This is a genomic window from Siminovitchia terrae (assembly GCF_003605405.2).
Classification (GTDB): Bacteria; Bacillota; Bacilli; order Bacillales; family Bacillaceae_C; genus Siminovitchia; species Siminovitchia terrae.
In genome coordinates, this window is the sequence record NZ_QYTW02000035.1 from 15,648 (window position 1) to 38,453 (window position 22,806).

Consider the following 22,806-nt stretch of genomic DNA (forward strand, 5'->3'; position numbering starts at 1 on the left):
AACACTAAAAGAAAGGGTGGTTGGAAATGGGATCTTTCTTTGTCTTGCAAGTTCATACAGGATTTGAAATTGAAGCCAAAGAAATGTTGCAGAGTGTTTTGGCAAGAACGAACAACAGAACAGTCAAAAGTATCTATGCAATGGAAAAAGTGGAGTCCGTCTATCAGACAAGTGAAGACTTAAAAGAGCTTACTGAACTCGACCGCGATGAAATATCTGAACATCTTCACGCGAAACGATTGCAAGCGGGATTGTCAAACCTTCGCCATGCTTGCGAAGCCATGAAAAGGTACGAGGATGCAGATACGCTCGCACTTCTTGACTCCTACCGAGAAAATATCCGCGCACTTACGAAACAACTGAAAGAATTGCGTAAGGGAAGCAAGCGGATCGGGTCGGTCCTAAATGGTTATATTCTCATTGAAACTCATGAAAATATAAGCCGTTTTCCTAGTGACTTATTGCACATCGTTTATAGCATCCCAAAGATCATTGGACTGCCAAGTAAAAACAATGTACCGCAAGAAGAAGTGGATTCCTTTTTCACACAAATCGATATTTCGCCTGAAATTGAAATCGAATTGGACGAGTTTTCTGACGTTGAGGAAGATGAACAAGTAAAACACGAACTAATCGAACAAGCAAACGAGGTTATCGGAAGCCCAAAAGAAAAATGGTTGCTGAACAGACTGGATAATTACAGGAAACCTATCGAGAAAGAAATCGAAGATATACTTTCCGAATATAGCCAAAGACAAAAAGAGAAGTGGACAGGTAATCCCATCCACTCAAAAATACAATCCATAAATGTTTCAGTGCGGCAAAGGAAAAAGCGTATCCGAATGCCACTATCCCTTTTTGAGACTGTTTATCCCAATACCTCAATTCCTTCGAAACAGAACGTGTTTGTGATGGAAGACCGCCATCTTTTCTTGGAACGATTGAAAGATTTGCTCTGTGAATCTACCGAGAAAGGGTGTGTGTATCATGAATGAAGAACAAGCTCTCATGCCTGAATCACATTTAGGTACTCTAAAAGACGTGGTTTTCAGGCAAGAAGACTTTTTGATTGGTTATATGGAAACAGATAAACGAGAACGTATCAAAATAAAAGGTAGTCTGTACGGTGTGGAAAAAGGCGAAGAAATAGCAATCAAAGGAAAATGGGAAACTCATCCTAAATATGGAAGGCAATTCGCAGTTGAAACATGGGAACGACCTATTCCACAGACAAAAGAACAAGTCATCGCTTTTTTAGCTTCCCCTCTTGTGAAAGGTTGTGGCCCTAAGCAAGCGGTCATGATTTATGAAAAGTTAGGGGAAAATGCTATTGACATCATTGGTGAAATAGGAGAATCATGCCTTGAAGGAATCAGGGGTATTGGTCCGAAAAGGCGAAACAAGATTGTAGAGAGTGTTCGTTCGACGTTCGAAGTTCAAAAAGTCATTAGCGAATTGCTCGTATACGGCATTACGGCGGAAGTAGCCATGAAAGCTTATAAGGAATTTGGTCCGAATGCTGCCGCGATTATACAGGAAAATCCATATGAATTGATAAAACTCGACAATATCGGCTTTCTTAAAGCTGACGAAATTGCAAGGAAAATTGGAATACTTCCGATTTCGAGTTTCCGCATTGATGCTTGCATGGAATTCGTCTTAACAAAGACATGTTATAGTTCCGGGCATTGCTATGTGGAAGAACATGAATTGTTCAAGCAAGTCGAACTTGCCCTTAATCATCATTCCTCCGGGGATGATATTGTCACAATGGAAGAAATTGAACAAAGCGTTCTTCGTCTCGACGGCGACACCATTGTCATCGACGAAGACGGTAGTATTTATCCAAAACGACTATTCAATTATGAAACAAGCTTAGCCCGGAAACTTTCAAGATTGAGAGGTTCGCGGGGTGGCGAAGCCATGTCTTTTTTGGAAAAGCAGATTACGACTTACCAAAAAAAGAATAGAATCATCCTTGCAGAAAAACAGCGAGAAGCCGTCAAACGGCTGTTTTTTGAACAGATGCTCATATTGACTGGGGGACCCGGGACAGGCAAGACTACTGTGGTTAAGGCAATGATTGACGTGTTTAAATCCGTCTATCCGAAAGCACAAATAGCACTTGCTGCTCCTACTGGAAGAGCAAGCCGGAAGCTTTCAGATGTCACTGGACAAGAAGCAAAAACAATCCATAGTTTGATTGGATACCGTCCCGGAGACAAACCTGAATACAACAATGATAATAAACTCCCTGCAAACTTACTCGTAGTGGATGAAGTGTCGATGGTAGATCTTCACCTAATGCACCTGCTCCTGCAAGCCGTGGAAGACGACACTAAGATTCTACTTGTCGGGGATACAGACCAGTTACCATCAGTAAATCCTGGTAATGTCCTAGCTGATATGATTCAAGCCGGTATACCGACAGTCCGGCTTACTGATGTGTTCCGACAGGCAGAGGAAAGCCAAATTGTCACTAATGCTCACCGAATTAATAAAGGGAAGCCATTGTTGATTGATACAACCAAAAACGATTTCTATTTCATTCGAAAGGAACAACCAGAACATATTGCGCAGCTCGCTGTTTTAAGCGTCGTTCGTTTTATGAATCTTGGGTATGATTTATCTGACATTATGGTATTAAGTCCAATGAAGAAAGGTCCTGTTGGAACCATCACATTGAATCAGATGTTGCGAGATACCATCAATCCGAAGACTGTCTATACGAATGAATGGAAAGTTGGGGACCGAGTTTTTCGTGTAGGGGATAAAATTCTTCAAAAGAAGAACAACCGAGATAAGGATGTATACAACGGGGACATCGGCATTATTCGTGCCATCGACAAACATTTCGACACGGAATTAAATGAACACATCCAAATCCTCACTGCTAATTTCGGTGGCAGGAACGTGACCTATAAGCGTGGGGATATGGATCAGATTGAACTCGGTTACGCTATTACGATACACAAGTCGCAAGGCGGAGAAGCCCCTATTGTCATCATTCCTATGACTACAAGCCATTACATTATGCTTGCACGGAATCTTGTGTATACGGGTTTGACGAGGGCGAAGGAGAAGGCCGTTTTCATTGGAACGGACAGAGCAATGAATATGGCAATCGCAAACGATAAAATCACAAAACGTAATAGTCGATTATCGGAACGGATCATCACAGAAATCAATTACAACAATCGCTATAAGGAAAGCGAAAGGGTCAACGGATGATGTTGACTCCTTTTTATTTTGCGCCGTGGAATACACACAGGGAATACAGAGGTGGAAACGAATGAAACTACAACGTCAATTTGAGATTGCAGAACAACGTGCCAGACAGCGCGAATCCGAAAGGCGTGTCGATTTAAGTGAAGTAGCTAAGCAAGAGCAGAAAGCGAATCAAATGGGATACGGTTTATACAAAATTAAAAAGAAGAACAAAACGCCTTTTGTTCAGATGTTCCATGAAAACATCGACATACTTATTAAAGAAAAGTATATGACAATGAATGAACTTGGTTTTTTGTCGGCACTCTCTCCATTTATTGCAATGGGGTCCAATGCCGTCAAACATCCCGAAACAGATCATTTTATGACCATTACCGAAATTGCAAACGTGTTAGGGTTCCAAAGAGAAACCCTAAGCAGGACGATAAAGAAGATGTTAGACAAGGGATTGATGTATGAGATTGTCAGCGCACGAGAAATCAAACTCTATAAAAGGAATGTCAATGCTCGTCCTTTGTTCGTGAATCCCGAAATCATGTACAAAGGCAACAAAGACGAAATTGATCCGATGCTTTGTGACATGGTAATGGAATATGACTACATCGAAAAAAACAAAGTCCTCCTTGAATGGAAAGTCTGGCATACCCATGATCAAAAAGCGGGGAAGATATTGAGTCGTTCCACTTATTTGAAATACAAGAAACAAAGTAAGAAAAAGTGAGCCTTTAGGAGTGTGATTATTTTTTCACACATTAGAATTTACGCCAAAATAGTGCGTTGGGGGTGTGACTTAAAAATCACGCTCGCGTGACTTAAAAGTCACACCTTAAAATGGCTAATAATGTTGATTTCGTGCGGTTTTTCGCGCTTCGCTTCAATGGCGCTATTCTTACTCTTATATATAGAGTCCAATTCTTAATTTTTCAGACAAAAGGTAAGGAGTTGGTTTACTTGGTTATCCAAGAGTCAAAAAAGGACTCCAACGTCGTAACCTTCGTGACGCCCAATATTTCCTATTTTACTGAACAGAAATACCTCACAGATGCGGAAATGGCGTTTTTGTTCCGGTTATCCACTGTTCTCGATGCCGAGAATTGCATCAACCGAGAAGGCAACCAGTATCTTACTCAAAGTAAGTTGGCTCAACGTTTGGAGATGTCTAGAGAAACTACGAACCGATTAATTGGAGCTTTGGAAAGAAAAGGGTTACTTAAAAAGGAAACGAACAATAATGCCAATTCAAAAACGGCTCAATATAAGGTGTTCGTTAATCCTAATATACTGTTCTATGGCGAAACGTCTTGTGCAGTTCCATTATTCATCAAGCACCTTTTCGCAGAACCGGTCCGTAACTCAATCATGGATAAATTACCTTTCAAGGTATAACAGTAATCAACGGAAAGGGGGTGGTTGGTTTTCGCGAATGTTTAATCGCACATTAATATGGGCGTATACAGTCGGTTTACTATCCGGCGTTTTAGGGACGTACCTAACGTACACTTTACTTGTTTCAGCAGCACAAGTGAAAGCCTTGTTTCTCTTTTACCTGATATTAAGCATATGTTCTGGCGGTATCTTATTCTTTCTGCTTGGCGGAATATTCGTCTTCAAAGTTACCGACTTCTATCAGGAAACGAAAATCAAGGAATCTAGCGGTACTTCCGAAGGTCCAGTGAAAAGAACATGCAAACAAGGGGATTGACCTGATAAGGGTCGCCCCTTTTTGTGTGGATGGAAAGGAGGGGGTTGTATGACAGTAGATGATAGAGATCCAGCTTTGTTGTCGGATAGGGCGTTTCTGGAAGAATGGTGCTATGTATGGGGAAATTATAGCAGGGATTTCTACCGAAATCTTTCGGATGCGGAATTGGAAAAACTTTATGACGAGCTGAACGATAAAGTGAGCAGGAGCCAGCAGACTTTCAAGAAATGAGACTCAGGAATTAGAAAGTACAGGGGGAAGATCGCCATTCCCTTGCCCAACTACAGGCAATCCCCCCGAAAAAAAACAAAGAGGTAAAACAAATAAAGGGGAGGTGACAGTCATTGGGGCGGAAAAATATAAGGACGGTTGAAACATTTTTGATTTGCAGCGTATGTGACAACGTCTACCCGATGTTCCGGCACAAAGGGAAACAGAAAAAGGACGGGCATATTAAACATCTATGGTGTTATCGCTGCAAAGATACAACTGCGCATGTAGAGGATAAAAGGCTTTTCAACAGGCCATCGTTGGAGAAAGAATGCGTGGGAACCTATCCCGAAAGGAGGACGTCCTACTGATGGAGTGGCAAACGCATATGTTGTCCGGTGTTGTTGCTGGATACATGATAACGGGTGGTGACTGGAAAGGTGGACTAATCGGTGGTATTGCCGGTATTCTCCCGGATCTTGATGAACCAAAATCGAAATTCGGAAAAATCCTAATTCCCGTATCGCTTCCGCTTAATCAGTTGGTTGGACATCGAACGCTAACCCATTCACTTTTGTTTGCCATAGCAACAGGATTGTCATTATCCTTGTTTTTTAACATGAATGTGGGTCTTGCGTTTGCGGCAGGGGTTCTTGCGCACGCTGCGGGGGATATGCTGACAGGTAGAGTTAAATTGTTTTACCCTTTTAATCTATCAGTTGGTATGAAGGTATCTCCATTCGTGTTCTTTGTAAACGACCGGATTTGCCGGGTCGCTATGGTTTTAATGCTATTGTTTTTTGGTTGGAAAGATTTCACTGATTATTTTTTGAGTTTGGCTAATTGATTAGAGAAGATTGAGAGAGACAAAGTTATTTTGATAGTGACCGAAAGGGAGGAAAAATGCGTGAATACGATTTATGTAGGAGTAGATTTAGGATATGGTTGGGTTAAAGCGATGTCATCAACAGGTAAGAGGGTCGTGTTTCCATCACTCGTTGGTAAAGGACATGATCGAGGACTTACGAACATGTTTGGAGAGGAAAAAAACACACATTCAAATATGAACGTCATGTATAAAGGGGAAAATTATTTCGTCGGAGAATTGGCAAAGGAGTCTCGATCTTTGTCTCGGATTTTTGAACGGGAGAGGTTTAACCATTTGTACACTCATATCTTGTTGAATACAGCCATTCAACTTGTGACAGAAGGTGGAAATGGTTCTGTGAAGTTATCAACAGGGCTGCCACTTGATTTCTATGGTGCACAGGCAAAGGATTTTCAACAGTCCATCAAAGGCGTTCATCCTGCAATTGAATGGGTATCTGGTTCCCTTGCTGGACGTACCGAGCAGATCAACATTGAAGATGCACTTGTGTTTCCCCAAGGGGCATCGGCAGTATATGCAGCATTGTTCAACCATGAAGGCAAATTGACATATCCTCAATACATGAAAAAAGGAGCACTTATCGGTTTAATCGACATTGGATATAGGACGACAGATTTTGTGGTTGTTGAAATTCAGGAGAACAACGGATTTATGCCAATGACCAAACTGTCCGGTACAATCGACGATGGTGTTATTAACCTGACTCGGGATATTAGACAAGCCTTTAAGGTGCAATCAGGCGGCGCGGATTTGAATGAATTTCACTTGAATCGGGTCATGCAGGAAGAAAGATTGACATACAAAGGGAAGACACTTGATTTTGAGGATGTTATCCATTCCAGTAAAAAATCGATTGCTATGAATATCGTGGACCGGCTTAAAAATGTATGGGGAGAAGAGTCGGATTTGTTCGATGCCATTTTCCTTGCTGGTGGTGGAGGCGAGTTATTCGAACCATTCATTCAAAAACCTTTTGATGAACGGCTGATTAAGATTCAAGAAAGCCAATTCGCAAATGCGATTGGGTACTTGCGACTTGGAAACTCCATTTTTAATCATCGGAAATAAGGTAGCGGGCGGTGAACGACGATGACTGCGAATTGGAAAAGGCGGTATAGTTTTCGATTAACGGATGACGATGAAGACCTCGGGCAAATGCTTGAAAATGTACCGGACAGTAAAAAAAGTGAAATGATTCGTAATATGCTCAAATACGCATATCGCATGATGAATGAAGAACGGAAAGAGAAAAAAGAACTGGATGAGCTTAAAAAAGCGTTGCTTGATTTCAAAGAATCATACCAATTGCAACATGAAGAGCTATTAAAGGAATTACGCAAAGGGATCAAGGTTGCTCCAAGTCAGTCTGCAACAGAAGGAGAGGAACGGGAGGGTGTCGTATCGGAAGACGCCATCAGAAACAGTGCACAAGCCTTTCTTTCCTCTTTCGGCGGCATAGAGTAGCCATGCGGAAGGGAGATATACATGCTAGATGCAAAGACTAGAAAAAAGATAGAGAGTGGCTTCAAGGAGAAAACGCGATTGGCGAAGAAAAGGTTGTTTAGGGAAATAAGCAGATGTTTTAAAGTATGTGACGCCTGTCCAATGAATGGGCAGGTGATTTCCGATGCTGCCCCAGAGGAACCTAATTCCTATCAGTCGGTATGTGGGAAGTGTCCAATATATAAGAGGATGCGAAGTGCAGGAGCCGAACTTTGGGAAAAGGATACAAACATCGAATTTCTTCTTTCTAAAGGAAAAAAGTTAACAGCTGATGAAGTCCTATATTTGCTCGAACAGGGAGCGACAAAGAAATCCATTCAACATGCGCTCGGGTTTTCCAATCCGAAACAGTTGAATGGCTTTTTAAATGCAATTTATCAAAGCAAGGGATGGAAAACGGATAAGGTTATGTAAGGAAATGTAATGAAACTAATAACTTAATAAGAAAAAACAATAGACAAGGAGTTAATGGTATTAATGAAAAAGAAAACATGGTTGAAAGTTTTATCAGTTGGTGTACTTGCAGTAGGGTTGGTTGGATGCAGCAATACAGAAAATGCACCAAAGACAGATACAAAAACGGAAGATGTCGCAAAGAAAGTGAATGAGGATGCGAAAAAGATTTTTGAACAAGCTAAAACGAAATTCGAAGACGCAAAAAGTATGAAGTTTGTCATAGAGAACAAGCAGACATTTAAAATTGGCGATCAAGAAGATTCCGGTTCCATCACAAAAGAAACGGAGTTCATGAAAGATCCAGTCATGGCTCATATCATTACAAAAGCTAATATCGCCCCTCTTGGAGAATATCAAACTGAAATGTATTGGGTGGACGGATACCATTATCATGCTTTTGAAAACGAGACGACCGAGAAAAGCTGGAATAAAGTAAAGCCAGGAAACGAGTACATTAATGAAGATTACCGTTTTGTCCAAGACATGTTCAATGCCTTCAAGGGTAATATTGATGATTTTAAAGTGAGGGAAAAAGATGGGGCCTACCATTTCGTTTTTGCTGCTGACAAGAAAGAAATAATCGAGAAATATAAGACAGTGACTAGTTGGCTCATGAATACGGAAGGTGCGGAAATTAATAAGATGGATGTGAATTTCACATTTGACAAAGACAGTAATGAATTGAAGTCTCTTCACTATATCTTTGATATGTCTGGCGTTGCACGTGAGGAAAAAGGAGATAAGGGGGATGTCCATGTGGATGCCTTGCTTACCGTAAGCGACTATGGTAAGGCGACTGTCAGCCTACCGGAAGAAGTAAAGAAAGGAGCGAAGGAGTTGCAGATAGAGAAACCTGCAACGGAAGAATCCGATAAGTAATGAAACAGTTACCAAATGCGTTGTTGTCGGCGGTCGTACTGTTCATTCTAATGGGAGTTCTTCTGCAAGGTGGAGGGGAGGAAGCCCCTTCTGAAATTATTCCGCCATCAAAAGAAAATAGTTTACAATTACGAAAAGTAAAAGCTTCCATAGCTAGAATTGTGGATGGTGATACGGTCATTGTTCGTTTTTCAGAAGGAGATTTGAAAGGCAAGGAAGAACGTATTCGGCTTCTCTTGATCGATACTCCAGAAAGCGTCCATCCCTCAAAGGAACCTGAATGGTTAGGGAAGGAGTCATCAGAATATGCCAAGAAATATTTAAAGGAAGGCCGGAAGGTTACTGTCGAAATCGGGAACCCGGAGCGTGATAATTACGATCGGTTGCTTGCCTATATTTGGGTCGATGGTGTGAATTTCAATCAGCACATGATTGAGAAAGGCTATGCACGAGTAGCTTATGTTTATCCACCGAACACAAAGTATCTTGAAGAGTTTAAGAAGGCGGAGGAAAAAGCGAAAAAGAAAAAAGTTGGTATTTGGGGTGTTGCGGGATATGTGACCGAAAAAGGTTTTGACATGTCTGTCATTCAACCAAAAGGAGAGGTAGCTAAATGAGTAATCTGGGGGAAATCGTAAAACAGTATAAAAAGATTGGAAAGGAAATTGAGACTCTTTTACAAGATACTGACGAAATGTTCGACAATACGAATGCAGCAATTCTTGACATCGAGGAATACCAAAAATATCTTTTGGTTTACCAAAGTCAGTTAGCTCTTGAAAAAGCACATAACTACATGAAAGAGTTAAGTAAAACAACTTTCATAGAGGGCTATTTGGAAAAGAAAAGTAATGGTCGATATGCGATAGGGGGATATGAATTGTCAAGCGGTTCTCACCTTGATATTTGGGTAGAGGATGACGATTCACAAGCAGGTGGATATTATCTATTTACCCGCATTGAACACAAGGAGGATTATTACGCCTTCGACAAGCCAAGTCTTGAACTTGAAGGTAGAAAGGCGAGAATCCGTCGATAGCAGAACAGGCAACCTTATTCAGAAGGGTTGCTTGTTTCATTTTGACTGAATTAGGAGTGTAGAAGTTGGAATCAAAAGATAAGGAATTGGCATTCCCTCATTTAGACAAGTGGCAGTGGAAGCCAAATGTAGTAGAAGCCGTACAAGCGATGGAAAGGGAGCACGGGCCATTAAAGGTTCTTGTGCAAAAGGTGGATGTGCATACATGCAAGAACAACGGCGATATTAGCATTCACGAATTTACGGCTGAAACCATCATCAAAGGAAAGGAGGTGATCGTTTCAGATGCCTTTTCTGTGCTTTGGTTCATAGAGTGGGGCATCATCCGTCATTGGAACAGCATCAACTTGTCGGAAAAGTTTTTGAATACAAAAATTGGGAAAATATGGCTCGGGTATTTGATACAGGAATGTAAACCGCAATATCTTGTCTATTAGTCTTGTTTTCATAACTAAAGACGTTTAGTTTATGACGTTGAAAGTTCTCCTTACGATAATTGGTTGAATGCCTGTAGATGGTGCTACCATAGGTGTAAGATCAAAAATAAAAAAGGAGTTGGTTGTGATGATGATGACGTTAGAGCAAACGTACAAGGCGGTGCTGCTGAAAGAAATGTTCAGAGAAGAAAGGGAGGAATGGAAAGCGAAAGTAGACGCTTTTCTGCAAAAAGGGATCGTAAAGAAAAATACGACACTACGGATTGTTCTCTCGACAATGGGTGCTTCTGCATTCATCTTCTTCCTGCTAAACTCAACTGTCCGTCCAATGCGGGAACTTTTTATCTGGTTCCCTCTATTCTTCTTTATGGGCGGCTGCGTCGCACTTTCAGTATTACTTGGCTTTCGTGTATACAATGCCATAAAGAAACGGATAAATGTATTGAAAGGGAAACGGGACAGAGAGTTCTTGAATTGTTTTGAGTTCGCAAAGGCAGCGGAACATAACTACGCCACGATCGAAAAAGCACTCAATGAGAAATGCACGATCCCGGGAGAGTTCCAAAACAAAAAGGTGTTAGAAGCGATGATCTTATTTATTCGTCAGGGACGGGCAGCAAACGCCGAACAGGCCATGCGGATCATCCGCAAAGAGTTTCCATATATGCTTAGCAAATAAAATGTCGGGCCAAAATCGGTCGGGCATTTTTTCTTTGAATCTATTTTTCCGTATACTTTTTAGAGACTTTGCTATCGGTGATGGCTGTTAGAATGAAAATAACAACATATAGGCAAGTCGAAGGGGAGGGGTAGGTTGAAGAAACGATATTTGCTATCACTTGTTGCGGTAGCAGGAGTAGGCGCATATCTGGTCTGCCGTAAATTGAAGCAAGTGGAAGCGATGTGACAGGATATTCTGTTTTTCATCCCTAAAAGTGGATAGGCGAGTGAGATGGAGAAGGGGAATGAAAGTATCCTCTTCTTTTTCTTTACCACAGGGGGCGCAACATTCAATAAATCTTGAAGGTAATCCCGTTATTTAATTACAGCGTATCGAATGTTTGCTCATTGGTGGTGGTTGACATGTAAATTTACAGGCAGTCCCTATAAATAAATATTTTTTTGAAAAGGAGGAACGTGCATGTTCAGGATGATGCTCGGGATTATCTTCATGATTTTCCTGATCGCGGTCGTCGGTAATATAGTTTTGGATCAGTTTCCGAGCCTCGTGCCGTTGTGGGAAGAGTTCAAGATGCACATTACTAATCTGTATGAAATGTCTATCGTTAAGTATGGAACTGCCGCAACACTCATGATTATTGTGGCTGTCGTTATATTGGTTGGCTCATCTAACAAGAAAATTTGAATCTACGTCAATAGCATGGCGAGAAAGGAGTAAATAATTGAGCAAACTTACTCATCGGAGAACAAAAAAAGTAAGCAAGTTTGAAAAAATCAAAGATGTCGCGCTGAAAATGAACGAAAATGAAAAACGAAAAAGCGATGCAAAGAAAAAGGAAAAACAAAAGAAGCCAAAAGGGTATCGCGCACGAAAAGCTGGTGTTGTTACCTTCTGGGTGATGCTTGTCTTAATGTTTTTAATTGTAGTTGTGAACTCGGGAGGGGGTAAGAAACAGACAGAAGCGATGGTTCTTAACGAGCCGACTACAAGTAAAGCAGTATCGACGGAAGCTGTAGAATTCTCGAAGGATTTCCTTTCGAAATATTTTACGTGGAACCTCGATACGCTGGACCAAAACGAACGGAATGCAACGCTTTCGTATTTTGTATCAAAAGATATAGTTGACCAGATTGGAAGAATAACAGGGAAGACCTGGCATTCTTCGTTGAAACGAGATGCAGTCCTTTTGAAAGAAGCGCAGGATCTAGGCGACAACAAATCCATTCTGACTTATCAAGTAAACATTACCTATGACAAGACGCTTGCTGCGATTGAAAAGGAAAAAAGTGCACTTGGCGAGAACGGGGAAGATACCTATTCTGTAGAAAATCTATCTCCTGACAGCATGGATGTTGTGGTGAATGAACAAGGAATTGTTAAAAGAATCACAAAGAAAAAGTTTGTGACAATTCATTTGTATTACGATGCAGACCAAAATCGTTTTGTAATCTATCAGATTCCAAGCTTCACCTATTTCGAAGATACGCCGAATACATCCGGTCCTGAAATGGAAACGGACAACCTGCGTACTGTTGTTGGAAACGAAACAAACGCTGTCAAAGATTTTCTGAATACATTTTTTGAAGCCTATGCAAACGATTCGAGCGAGAAGCTAAGTTATCTCTTCGATGATGAACGCCGTCAAAGTGGATTAAACAAGACTATGGAGTTTGTCACGGTCAAGAATGTCACAGTTTATGAAGGTAGAAACGAAAAAGAAAAAGTCGTAAGTGCTACGGTCATCTTTGCCGAGCCAGATACCGGAATTGAATATTCATCAAACTATCAAATTGTCGTGGCAGAGAAACAGGATCGTTTCGTGGTTATGCATCTCAACAGCAAAAAATATATCGACGATATGCTAAACGATGCGGAACAAGATGCAGATAAAACCGATGTAGATTCGTCGGAAGACAATAAAAAAGGCGATGAAGTAGAAAAAGAACTGGAAGAGCAATCTACGGAAGAATAATTTCCTTGATTGCCTTTGTTGGGGGTGGTTCTGTCAATATAAGACATTCATACTGCGGTTGTGAGAATACGGTTTTTGGGAATGAAAAACAAATTATATTTTTCAATGAATACGATTGAAAGGAGTTAGTTGGTATATGTCAATAGAGAACTTATTCGATTGGTTAGCAGGGGAAGTAAAATGGGCTTTGTTCATCGCTCTCTTAGTCTTGCTAATCGTCACGGCTTTTAAGCGTGCTTGGATCGCGATGGTCGGTGTTGTCATCGGACTTGCATTTATTGGTATGTTCATTGTGAAGCCTGACTTAATTATCACACTTGCTGAATGGCTGACAGGATTGCTCAATTTCGGCGGAAAATAACGCATCTTCTCATAACAGCAATGGGAGTTTGTAACGGCGGAATCCGTTATAGATTCCCATTGTTTTGTTTTTGAAAACTAAAACAGGTGGTGAATGGTGATTAATAGAATCCCGTTATATGTCCTGAACAACTTTTTGAAATTCGAAAAGAAAATCTATCAGGTTTTTGGTTTAAAACTAGGACGACCATTACGGATGAAGGCAGTTTTGTATGGAATTGTCTTTGGTGTCGGAACTATCGTTTTCTATAACCTTCCGTATCTTGGAAATCTTATTAACTGGATGCCGAAGGGTGTACTGGTCCTGATTCCGATCGGCCTCGCATGGTTGCTTGCCGACGTCGGTACGGAGAACCGATCACCAATCTACTTTTTCCGTTCGTTTATTGGTTATCAGGTTAGGAATTTTATAACAAAGACGACGTATTACCGTGGGAAAGAAATTCCAAGAGAGACGGTCTACCAATTCAAAAACTATTTTACTTATACCGTTTCAGACGAAGAAGTAAAGGCACTTGAAGAATTAGCGTTGGAATCAACAAAACAAGTTGAAACTGATGCGCCTAAGAAGAAAGTTGCAAAATCTTCTCCTTGGATACGTCTGAAAAAACATAAAGAGAAATTCGCAAAGCAAAGAAAGGAACAGAAGGAAACTGTGGAAGAACCGAATTTTTCTACAGAACCTTCACTAAATGTGACGAAGGAACGGGTATCCGTCCCCGAAAAAAATGATTTACTAGAAACAATTCCGGTTCCTACAGGAAAAGCACATGTAAAAATGGAGTCGGAAAAAGTAGAAGTCAAAGTAGCAGAAAGAGTCATTCGAAGACAATTGGACGAAATCAAAACTTCTTTTGTAACTGAACCGGTTAATGAAGGAATAGTTGATGTTCAAGAAGTACAAAAGATCAACGAAGAAACAGCTGTCCGCCCGGTTAGTCCAATAGAAGTACATGCGAAAATCGATGAGATAAACGCCCAAACCGAAATACAGGAAGAGACGAAAGTTAGTGAGTCAGATCCATCGATTTATCAAAAAGAAAACGATTTGTCTACCCAAACCCATTTTTACGAAGAACCGAAACAGTCGGATACAGCCCATACGTCGGAAAGCATAAATAGAGAGGCTGAACAAGAGGAATCAAAGCGGCTGTCCGAACTTGAACAGAAGGTCGTCTCACTTGAAAAACTAATGGAAAGCAACATGACAGAACAGTCAAAGCAACAGGAACCGGTAGGCAAAGCTATATTGACAACCCTCAAACCACTCAATCCCCTCATCGCTAGGCGCAAAGAGGAAAAAAATAAGGAGCAAGTGAAGAAGGAAGTGTTCGAATTGCTTAGCCTAAATCCGATAAAGGTTGAAACACCTTCCGAAGAAAAAGAGTTAGTGGAAGTCGGGTCACGCACGGAACGTAATCAAATGAAGAAAAAACGGAGACTTTTATAAAAAGGAGTGTGGGGTCTTTGAAGATTGATTTTCCAATTAAACACATTGACGGGAATCTTGTGTTTGCCCACGATAACACCGTATGGGCCTATTTTAGAATTGACGGATTTAACTATGATTTTTTAGACGATGATGAAAAAAGTGTTCCATTTCAACAGCAAATGTCATTTTTCACGAACATTGGACTTGATTTGCATTTTCTCTCCATACCGAATCCAACTGATATTGGGGGTATATTGGACGAAACAATTGAAGAAATGAAACGAAAAAATTACCCTCTCCAAGAAAATGGAATCGAATTTATGAAGCGGGTAAAAGCAGCACTTGAAGATCAAAAGGAACTCAATGAATCTAGTGAATATCATGATTATCTTGGTGTTCAATTGAACAAGGAACGAAACAAATATACGTCCGGGAATGTTGGGATAGACACAATTAATGCGTTCAAGAGTTTTATCAACGGTTTCAACTCACCTGTGTATCAGGCGGTTGGTCTTTACCCGAACGATATTCTTGAAAGTGAAATACAAGCATACCGTAGTCAAGCAGCAACGATCGAAACGACACTTGTAAATGCCTTCTCATCTCGCATTTCGCGTGTTACGACAGCGGAGGCGGTATACATTGCAGAAAAGATGTTCAGCACGCGGAACAATAACTCTGACGTAAAATTGAGAAATAGGTTTGCGTCTGGAAGGGTTGTTGAGGGGGTTGATAAGAAAGGCGTCAAGCATAAGGCGATCCGAAGCGATAAGAGAGATTTCATCGACTTGCAAGGGACTAATATCGAGGAAATTAACCCGAAAGAGCTTTTGTTAAGTCGTATCACAGACGATAACGAAATTGAAGAATTGCTCTGTCAGCATCTTGTTATCGCTGATATGGGCGATGTCCATTTTCATCCGGGTTTTGAATGGCTCTATTATATCAAATTGAGGATGCCGTTCCCTGTTACAATTTCTATCCGGGCAGATCACCAACCAAATGAAATGGTGAAGAAACGACTTAGTAATGCCAAACTTGAAATTCAAGACCAACGTAAAGAAGCGTGGAAAGGCGGACAGGGTGTTGACATGAACGTTGAAGTGTCAGAGCAGGGAACTGTCCAAATGGAGAACTATTTCCAACAGACGGGGTATCCAGGTTATGCGTGTTCGTTTGTTTTGAAAGTAACAGCAGAAAATGAGGAACAACTAAAAACACGTGTTGATATGTTGAGAAACGAAATGAGTAAATTCGGTCTGAAAGTCCTTTCGCCATATGGCTACCAGATTCCTTTGTTACTTGAAATGATTCCGGGTTCTAAGAAAATGCATGAGGATTACAAGATCGAAGTTTCGCCGGGTATTCTTGGCGGCATGATGTTCGGTGCAACAACAAACATTGGTGATAACCGTGGATTCTATATCGGCCATACTTCAAGATTATCGAAACCTGTATTTGTTCAACCTGATTTAGCAGCGAAGGCATTCGATATTGGAAATATTGTAGATTCCATTTCTGTTCTTGTTGCCGGGATGACAGGGAAAGGGAAATCGTTCTTCATGAACTTGTTCGTCTATCTCGCTACCCTCACAGGTTCTAAAGGTCTGGTTATCGACCCTAAAGGCGATAGGATGGATTGGGATAAAGGCTTGCCGTTTATTCCCCCAGAATACATTTCGGTTTGGACATTAGGGACTGACCCTAACGATGCAGGTTCACTTGATCCTTTCCGTACTAGTACGAGTATGGAAGAAGCGAAGGACATCACTATGGACATCCTATCTTATTTGGCGAAAGTCAGTATAGACGATGTAGCCTACAGTATTTTAAGTGAAGCGGTTGAAATTGTACCACAACATGAAGATCCATGTATTGGAGTTGTGATGTCCTACTTGCATAATCTTTATGACAACCGACCCGCAAACATGTCCGATCAGCGTTATTTAGCATTAGAAAGCCTGTTGAATACACTGACGACATTGAAGCGAAATCAATTGTCCTTGTTGCTATTCGGGGAAGTTGGACAAAATTACAAAGTGTTGCAACATGAACAGCCAATTCAAGTATTGATGATCCAGAACTTGAATCTCCCACGAGGAAGCGAATTGGAAAACAAACGTCCAATCCATATGATTTCGGAAGCCATTATGATTTCCATAACAGCATGGACAAAGCAATATATGTTCAATAGCGAGCGTGGAGTCCATAAATATATCCTTCAAGACGAAGCCAGTGCCATCGAACGAAGTGCAATCGGATCAGAATTGATGGATTTTATCGTTCGGATGGGGCGCTACTATAACACGACCCTCATGAAAGGTTCTCAAAATGCTTCCGACCACGGGCAGGATGTCGCCAACATTGGGATGAAGTTCAGCTTCGGTTTGCGGAAGACGAGTGAATGCGAAGAAATGCTTGATTATTTGAACTTGCCGAGGACGCAGGAGAACATCGACACGCTCAAACGGCTCGACCGCGGGGAAGCTTTGTTTCAAGACATCTATGGTCGTTCCGCCGTCATTCGTATCAATCCAGTCTTTGAAGAATTGTTGAATGCGTTCGACTCGTCCACATCGACCGAAGAAGAAAGGGAACGCGAAAAAGAACGTGTGCGGTAAGTCTTTCCTAACAATCCTTTGTCTGTTTGGACGAGGATGTCCTATAATGCTTGTAAACTAGAAAACAAGCAAAGGATTGATGAAGATGAAAATGAATAAGAAGAAAATCAACTTCCGGGCTTTCGGGATTGCCTTGATAGCAGGATGTACACTTGTCATAAGCGGATGTGCAGGTTCATCTGGTGGAGAGCAGCCAGCTCCAAAGAAGGAAAACCAGGTGAAGAAACAGGAAAAAGAACCAAAGGATGAGTTGCAGCGTGACAAAGAAATGCGGGCTGAAATGAACGAAAAATTCAAGGATGCTGATAAGGTGATTCATCAATTTATCGTCGCCTATTTCGAAGGTGATCTCGACATATTGGAATCCATTTTTCTTTCGGGTGGAGCGGGCGATGAAAAGCAAAAAGGAAATGGACGGCAGTCATTGGAAGCACAGAATAATGGACCATTCGATGAGAATGTTGATGAATACTATTTCGTCCGTTATTCATCCGAATATGATGAGTTTGAAAAATTGTACTATCAGACGTATGTATACAAGCACGGGGCAATGGCTGCGGTGTCCACGAATGTGGCATTGGTCAAGGATGAAAGTGGTCAGTGGAAAGTTGAGAATTACGGATTAAGTAGCAGTGAAGTCTTCCCTCAAGGGATTGAGAAACACGGTGGTACAGTTTCAACACTTTATTTTGACGGCGAAGGAAACCTAACAAAAAATGATTAACCTTTACACTTCTGCAATTTAGAAAGGAGGTAAAAGGTGTGAAGAAGGATTCTCCCTACATGGTAGGGAGTTTCTTTTTTCCCCTTACTCTATGAAACATAAGAAAACATCTATTTTGAAACAAGCATTCTTGATTCTCATGTTGCTTGTCTTCGTTTGGGGAGTCGGTGCATCTTCACCCGCGCCCGCTTTTGCTGAAATGGATTCCCAACGGGTCGATCAGGGAATTGTGGATGCTTTTGAGCGGGAGCAAATGGGAGAATTTAAGGAAGGAGGCAAAAACTATTACTATTTAGATTCTGTCACGGAACGTGATGCGAAAAAGGTGCGGGAAGATAGCGTTTGGGAAAATATCAAGGATAAGCTATTTGGTTGGACGGACTTCACTGGGAATTTTATGGATAAGTTCAACACGTTCCTGAACATGATCGTCAATATGGCATTCAAGATGAACCTCTTTATGACAAACACGATGATCATGGTGCTTGATTTCGCGTTTGACATCGACATTATCAGCGCTTTGGTGCAGGAGCTACAGAACAGCATCCAAAATATGACTGGCATATCGGGTGGTAAGTTCCTCGGTGGAGGCTTGTTTGGTGGCTTGATTAAAATGGTGGCTATCATTGCAGTTCTCTATATGCTGTATGTCTTCGTCATTCGTCGTGCTTTCCTTGAATCCATCGGCGCATTGATGAAAACGGTCCTTACGCTATCTTTATCATTGTTACTGTTCTCTAACTATGCAACTTTCATTAGTGGTGCGCAGAGCATTACGCATGATGCAACCCGGTATATCATCGGTTTGACGACATGGAACGAAAACAGCAACATTTCTGTCGATAGTGATACGAAGACGACAATGAAAGACTCGTTATGGACAATGTTCGTCGATCGTCCATATCTTTATATGCAATACGGTACTCATGACACAAACCAGATTGGGAAGAGCAGGATCGAGGACTTGCTGAAAACACCTACCGGTGAAGACCGTTATGAAAAAGTGCTGACAAAGGAAGTCGCGGGTCATAACAATGATTTCATGGTTCACAGTTCCGTTTTGGATCGGCTATCCTTTAGCGCCTTCTATCTAGTGGTGAACGGAATCGTCTCCATGCCGATTTTCATGCTTGCGATACTCTTGATCGTATTACAATTTTGGTTTCTCATTATTGCGGCTATCGCTCCTTTTGCATTGTTAGTTGCTTCAATTCCAGGCTTCTTCGGGGTACTTAAACGGTATGCGATTGAATTTGTGATTCCACTTGGGCTCAAAGTTTTCTTCGCATTCTTTACTGTACTATTGTTGGTGCTTTCGGATGCTTTATTCTCAATGAGTATTGCACAACGTTACAACGCGCAATCAATCATCGACTATATCGCAGTGGGAGTATTTCATTTCGTGTTATTTATAACACTATTCCTTTTAAGGAAGAGGATTTCTAACGTCTTTGCATCCGGCTCACAGATGATCGCAGGCTTGCGCGAAGCATCTGGACCTGTAAATCCGTTTACCATTGCCAAAAAAGGTGTACAAGGTACAGCAACAGTTGCAGGAGTAGCAGTAGGAGCGGCAGTGGCAGGTCCAGCAGGAGCGGCTATGGGAGCTTCTATCGGTAGCACAGCAGGCAGAGCGGTTACAGGCGAAGCAGGAGTCGCAGAAGTTGCTTCTGCAACGTCTCGTGCAGCTAATTTTAGCAAGCTCAGTAAATTGTCTGATGCCAGAAAGAATATTGACTTTGAAATTGATAAGGAAAAGAAAGAAGATATTACTGAATTCATGAAAGAAAAAGGTTTTGACGATCAGACAATCAAGGATACAATAGACGCCTTTGAGAAAAATGGTTTGCAGGATGTTTCACAGAAAGAAATTGAAGAGCAGTATGAAAAGATGGCGAAAGATGCAAGAGGGGAAGAGTTAGACAAAGATTTCTCTCAAACAATGGCAGCCGGGATAAAAGAACAGCGTGCAGAAAACCGGATGAAAGAACAGCAACGCATACTCGGAAGGGAACAAAAGCCTACGGAAACATCCGAGAACGCTGCCCGATTCTTCCATGAGAAAGGTGCACATCATGCTACATTGGATGTTGTCGGAAGCCTTGAAAAAGCAGGTTTGAAAGATGTCAGTATGGAAGAAATGGAAGCACAGTACGCTCGTATGCAAACACAATTCGACAAAGGAAAATTCAAGGGTGATTTTGCAAGTGAATTCGCTAATGGTATTCAACAGCAACGGATGCAGGATGCCAACTACGAGTCACACGAACGTGTCTTTGCAAATGCAAGACCTGAAATTAAAGCGGCTGATAATGTTGACGACCAACCTTCTACGGTAAAATCCGTCCCAATGGAAAATAAGGATATGGAATTAAAATCACTTTTCGACCAAGAACCACTTACAGATACAGGTTCAATGGACACCAAACCAATGGACACAATTAAACCCGATTCTAGACCTGAGCAAGATGGTCCAATGGATAATGGTCCAACTCATGGCGGGGCAAACAATCAGAATTCTAACCAATTGGAAAACATGCCTATCGGCAATGATCCATTGCAAACCGCAGGATTCGATAGCAGGCAGTCAGAAGTTCGCCCGATGGATGGTCAGAAATATGATACATCTGGTTCAAATGCTCCACCGATGGAACATGGTTCTCTCGATGGGACAAAGTTGGACGAAAAAGGTTTGGATTCCACTCCTGTAACCGGAAATACGACAACTGGCGGACGTATAGATTCAACTTCTCTCAATGAGAGCGATATGAATGCAAAGCCACTTGACCAAAATTCCGTGAAAGGTGAAGGAATGAGCGGAACAAATATGGATGTTTCACCAATGGGGGAAACCCCACTGCAAGGAAATACAATGGACACAAAACCAATGGAAAACGAGTCTCTTGCAGAAAAGGAAATAAATTCAAACCCGGTTGGCAATAATCCGGTAAGTGGTAACCAAATGGATACCAAGCCGATAGAAAGCAATGATATGAGCGCTAATAAATTTGAAGATTCTCCAATAAACAATAATCCAATAGGCGATAGTCAAATGGAAAGCAAGGCTCTCGGTGAGAATGAGATGAAAGGTGGGGGAATGGAATCGAGACCGATGGGAGATAATCCACTCGGCAACAATCAGGTGGAAAGCAAGCCACTTGAATCAAATCCGTTAGGCGGTTCGAAGATGAAAACTTCGCCAATGGACAGAAGTGAAATGAAAGGCTCATCCATGAGTGGTTCTTCCATTGAAAACTCATCTTTGGAAGGCTCATCTATGAATAGCACTTCTATGCAAGGGCAGGGAATGGACGCCAAGCCACTTGAACAAAGTTCCTTTGGAGGAAGTTCTTTTGAAGCCAAACCAATTGAAGAAACCAAACCAATTGAAACCGAAATAACGATTCAGGAACCGTCTCAACCAAAACCTGCTTCAAGTAATCTAAATAATAGTACGCAATCGCGTATTCCTGAAACAGAACGGTTGAATCCTGAACAGGATGTAAGAAACACGGAAGAAGATAAAACAAATTAATGTTGAGAAAAAGCGTGAAGGCATGTCCTCACGCTTTTTCCTATTGTTTTTTTGGACACAAGTACGCATGTAAGGAGTTTGAGGTATGGAAAACGAACAAAACAAAAAAGGCGGTAAAGGTTGGCTTATCGGTATAGGTGCGGGTCTTGGTTGCCTTCCTTTATTGATGATCGGTCTATTCCTCCTTATTGTAGCTGGCATGTTCATCATTATCGTAGATGAAGAAGATCAGGAACGGTCAAGCAGTTTTGGTTCTTTCTGCCGGCTCGAAGGAGAAGTGGATTTCGATATATGGGACGCAAATTTTGCAGATTCCTCCAAAGTGGGTGCACTTGCGGGTTATGGAGATACCATCATTAGCCTTGCAGATGAATATGGGATTGACCCTGTGCTTGCATCTGCAATCATGTTGCATGAAACGGGGAGAGGTACATCAAATGCCGTGAGGAACTATAACAATCCGGGGGGCATCATGGACCCGGCATCCGGTTGGTCCAGTCTTATGAGATTCCCAAGCATGGAGGAAGGCTTGCGCTATACGATGGCAAACCTGAAACGGCGGATTATCGACGATGGACTTGATACGATTGAAAAACTTGGTGCGGTATACGCCCCGATTGGTGCTGCAAATGATCCGAACGGATTGAATCAACACTGGGTTCCGAAAGTGACGGAATTTGCGGCTGAACTTGGCGGTCTTATCATGAATTGTGAAGGAATCCCGGCGATTGGAAATGATGCCTTTCAGATCATCTATGAAGAAATGCTGAAATATCAGGGTTGGGGCTATGTCTGGTCAGGTAATAATCCTTCCACTGGTTTTGATTGTTCAGGATTGATGCAATGGGCGTATGCGAAAGCAGGCATTCAACTCCCTCGGACATCCTATGAACAATACAAGTTCAGCCAACGCATCACAGAAGATGAATTGCAACCGGGTGATTTGATTTTCTTTAGCACGGCTTCCTATGCCCCGGTCACGCATGTAGGCATGTATGTTGGAAATGGGAAAATGTACGATTCTAATGATTCTGGTGTCGGATATTCCGATCCCTTCAATTCATATTGGAGACCGAAAATTGTTGGGTTCGGCAGAGTAGCAGATTTCTCGGAATAAATAACAGGAGGGTAATGAAC

23 protein-coding genes are annotated in these 22,806 nt (G+C 41.6%); all 23 read left to right on the plus strand.

Going from position 1 to position 22,806, the window contains the following annotated elements:
- Positions 1–26 precede the first annotated feature (26 nt).
- The 23 genes from D5F11_RS22915 to D5F11_RS23025 all read left to right on the plus strand — a co-directional run bounded on the left by D5F11_RS22915 (position 27) and on the right by D5F11_RS23025 (position 22,786).
- Positions 27–995, plus strand: a complete 969-nt coding sequence (locus D5F11_RS22915; RefSeq protein ID WP_120118584.1) for a transcription termination/antitermination NusG family protein — start codon at positions 27–29, stop codon at positions 993–995.
- Positions 988–3,231, plus strand: a complete 2,244-nt coding sequence (gene recD2, locus D5F11_RS22920) for an SF1B family DNA helicase RecD2 (protein ID WP_120118583.1) — start codon at positions 988–990, stop codon at positions 3,229–3,231. Before D5F11_RS22915 ends, recD2 begins: the two co-directional genes overlap by 8 nt.
- A gap of 61 nt (positions 3,232–3,292) precedes the next feature.
- Complete coding sequence (locus D5F11_RS22925) at positions 3,293–3,949, plus strand: helix-turn-helix domain-containing protein (RefSeq protein ID WP_120118582.1); 657 nt, start codon at positions 3,293–3,295, stop codon at positions 3,947–3,949.
- A gap of 230 nt (positions 3,950–4,179) precedes the next feature.
- On the plus strand, positions 4,180–4,614 hold the full coding sequence (locus D5F11_RS22930) for a helix-turn-helix domain-containing protein (RefSeq protein ID WP_185830872.1): 435 nt from the start codon (positions 4,180–4,182) through the stop codon (positions 4,612–4,614).
- Between the two features lie 37 nt (positions 4,615–4,651).
- Complete coding sequence (locus D5F11_RS22935) at positions 4,652–4,930, plus strand: hypothetical protein (RefSeq protein ID WP_120118580.1); 279 nt, start codon at positions 4,652–4,654, stop codon at positions 4,928–4,930.
- A 48-nt stretch (positions 4,931–4,978) separates the two neighbouring features.
- On the plus strand, positions 4,979–5,161 hold the full coding sequence (locus D5F11_RS22940; protein WP_120118579.1) for a hypothetical protein: 183 nt from the start codon (positions 4,979–4,981) through the stop codon (positions 5,159–5,161).
- Between the two features lie 349 nt (positions 5,162–5,510).
- Positions 5,511–5,987, plus strand: a complete 477-nt coding sequence (locus D5F11_RS22945) for a metal-dependent hydrolase (protein ID WP_185830873.1) — start codon at positions 5,511–5,513, stop codon at positions 5,985–5,987.
- Positions 5,988–6,047: 60 nt separating this feature from the next.
- Positions 6,048–7,097 (plus strand): ParM/StbA family protein, encoded by a 1,050-nt coding sequence (locus D5F11_RS22950; RefSeq protein ID WP_120118577.1) that lies wholly within the window; start codon positions 6,048–6,050, stop codon positions 7,095–7,097.
- A 21-nt stretch (positions 7,098–7,118) separates the two neighbouring features.
- Positions 7,119–7,493, plus strand: a complete 375-nt coding sequence (locus tag D5F11_RS22955) for a hypothetical protein (RefSeq protein WP_120118576.1) — start codon at positions 7,119–7,121, stop codon at positions 7,491–7,493.
- Positions 7,494–7,571: 78 nt separating this feature from the next.
- The gene (locus D5F11_RS22960; RefSeq protein ID WP_126646665.1) at positions 7,572–7,946 is read left to right on the plus strand and encodes a hypothetical protein; all 375 of its coding nucleotides are present in this window, start codon (positions 7,572–7,574) and stop codon (positions 7,944–7,946) included.
- A gap of 63 nt (positions 7,947–8,009) precedes the next feature.
- Positions 8,010–8,867 carry a DUF6612 family protein gene (locus D5F11_RS22965; protein WP_120118574.1) on the plus strand — a complete coding sequence of 286 codons (858 nt, stop codon included), beginning with the start codon at positions 8,010–8,012 and terminating at the stop codon, positions 8,865–8,867.
- Positions 8,867–9,484: a thermonuclease family protein gene (locus tag D5F11_RS22970; RefSeq protein WP_120118573.1), complete on the plus strand. Its 618-nt coding sequence runs from the start codon at positions 8,867–8,869 to the stop codon at positions 9,482–9,484. Before D5F11_RS22965 ends, D5F11_RS22970 begins: the two co-directional genes overlap by 1 nt.
- Positions 9,481–9,906 (plus strand): DUF5348 domain-containing protein, encoded by a 426-nt coding sequence (locus D5F11_RS22975; RefSeq protein WP_120118572.1) that lies wholly within the window; start codon positions 9,481–9,483, stop codon positions 9,904–9,906. The genes D5F11_RS22970 and D5F11_RS22975 overlap by 4 nt, the downstream gene beginning before the upstream one ends.
- A 65-nt stretch (positions 9,907–9,971) precedes the next feature.
- Positions 9,972–10,343: a hypothetical protein gene (locus tag D5F11_RS22980; protein WP_120118571.1), complete on the plus strand. Its 372-nt coding sequence runs from the start codon at positions 9,972–9,974 to the stop codon at positions 10,341–10,343.
- 127 nt (positions 10,344–10,470) lie between these two features.
- Positions 10,471–11,022 (plus strand): hypothetical protein, encoded by a 552-nt coding sequence (locus D5F11_RS22985; RefSeq protein ID WP_120118570.1) that lies wholly within the window; start codon positions 10,471–10,473, stop codon positions 11,020–11,022.
- A 462-nt stretch (positions 11,023–11,484) separates the two neighbouring features.
- Entirely contained in the window at positions 11,485–11,709 is a 225-nt protein-coding gene (locus D5F11_RS22990; protein WP_120118569.1) for a hypothetical protein, read from the plus strand.
- A gap of 37 nt (positions 11,710–11,746) precedes the next feature.
- Positions 11,747–12,997, plus strand: a complete 1,251-nt coding sequence (locus tag D5F11_RS22995) for a conjugal transfer protein (protein ID WP_120118568.1) — start codon at positions 11,747–11,749, stop codon at positions 12,995–12,997.
- A 136-nt stretch (positions 12,998–13,133) separates the two neighbouring features.
- Positions 13,134–13,358 (plus strand): hypothetical protein, encoded by a 225-nt coding sequence (locus tag D5F11_RS23000; protein WP_120118567.1) that lies wholly within the window; start codon positions 13,134–13,136, stop codon positions 13,356–13,358.
- 96 nt (positions 13,359–13,454) lie between these two features.
- On the plus strand, positions 13,455–14,807 hold the full coding sequence (locus D5F11_RS23005; protein ID WP_185830874.1) for a TcpE family conjugal transfer membrane protein: 1,353 nt from the start codon (positions 13,455–13,457) through the stop codon (positions 14,805–14,807).
- Positions 14,808–14,824: 17 nt separating this feature from the next.
- The gene (locus D5F11_RS23010; RefSeq protein WP_120118565.1) at positions 14,825–17,410 is read left to right on the plus strand and encodes an ATP-binding protein; all 2,586 of its coding nucleotides are present in this window, start codon (positions 14,825–14,827) and stop codon (positions 17,408–17,410) included.
- 85 nt (positions 17,411–17,495) lie between these two features.
- Positions 17,496–18,134 (plus strand): hypothetical protein, encoded by a 639-nt coding sequence (locus tag D5F11_RS23015; protein ID WP_120118564.1) that lies wholly within the window; start codon positions 17,496–17,498, stop codon positions 18,132–18,134.
- A 115-nt stretch (positions 18,135–18,249) separates the two neighbouring features.
- On the plus strand, positions 18,250–21,669 hold the full coding sequence (locus tag D5F11_RS23020) for a CD3337/EF1877 family mobilome membrane protein (RefSeq protein WP_126646666.1): 3,420 nt from the start codon (positions 18,250–18,252) through the stop codon (positions 21,667–21,669).
- Positions 21,670–21,754: 85 nt separating this feature from the next.
- Positions 21,755–22,786: a C40 family peptidase gene (locus D5F11_RS23025; RefSeq protein ID WP_120118562.1), complete on the plus strand. Its 1,032-nt coding sequence runs from the start codon at positions 21,755–21,757 to the stop codon at positions 22,784–22,786.
- Positions 22,787–22,806: the final 20 nt, after the last annotated feature.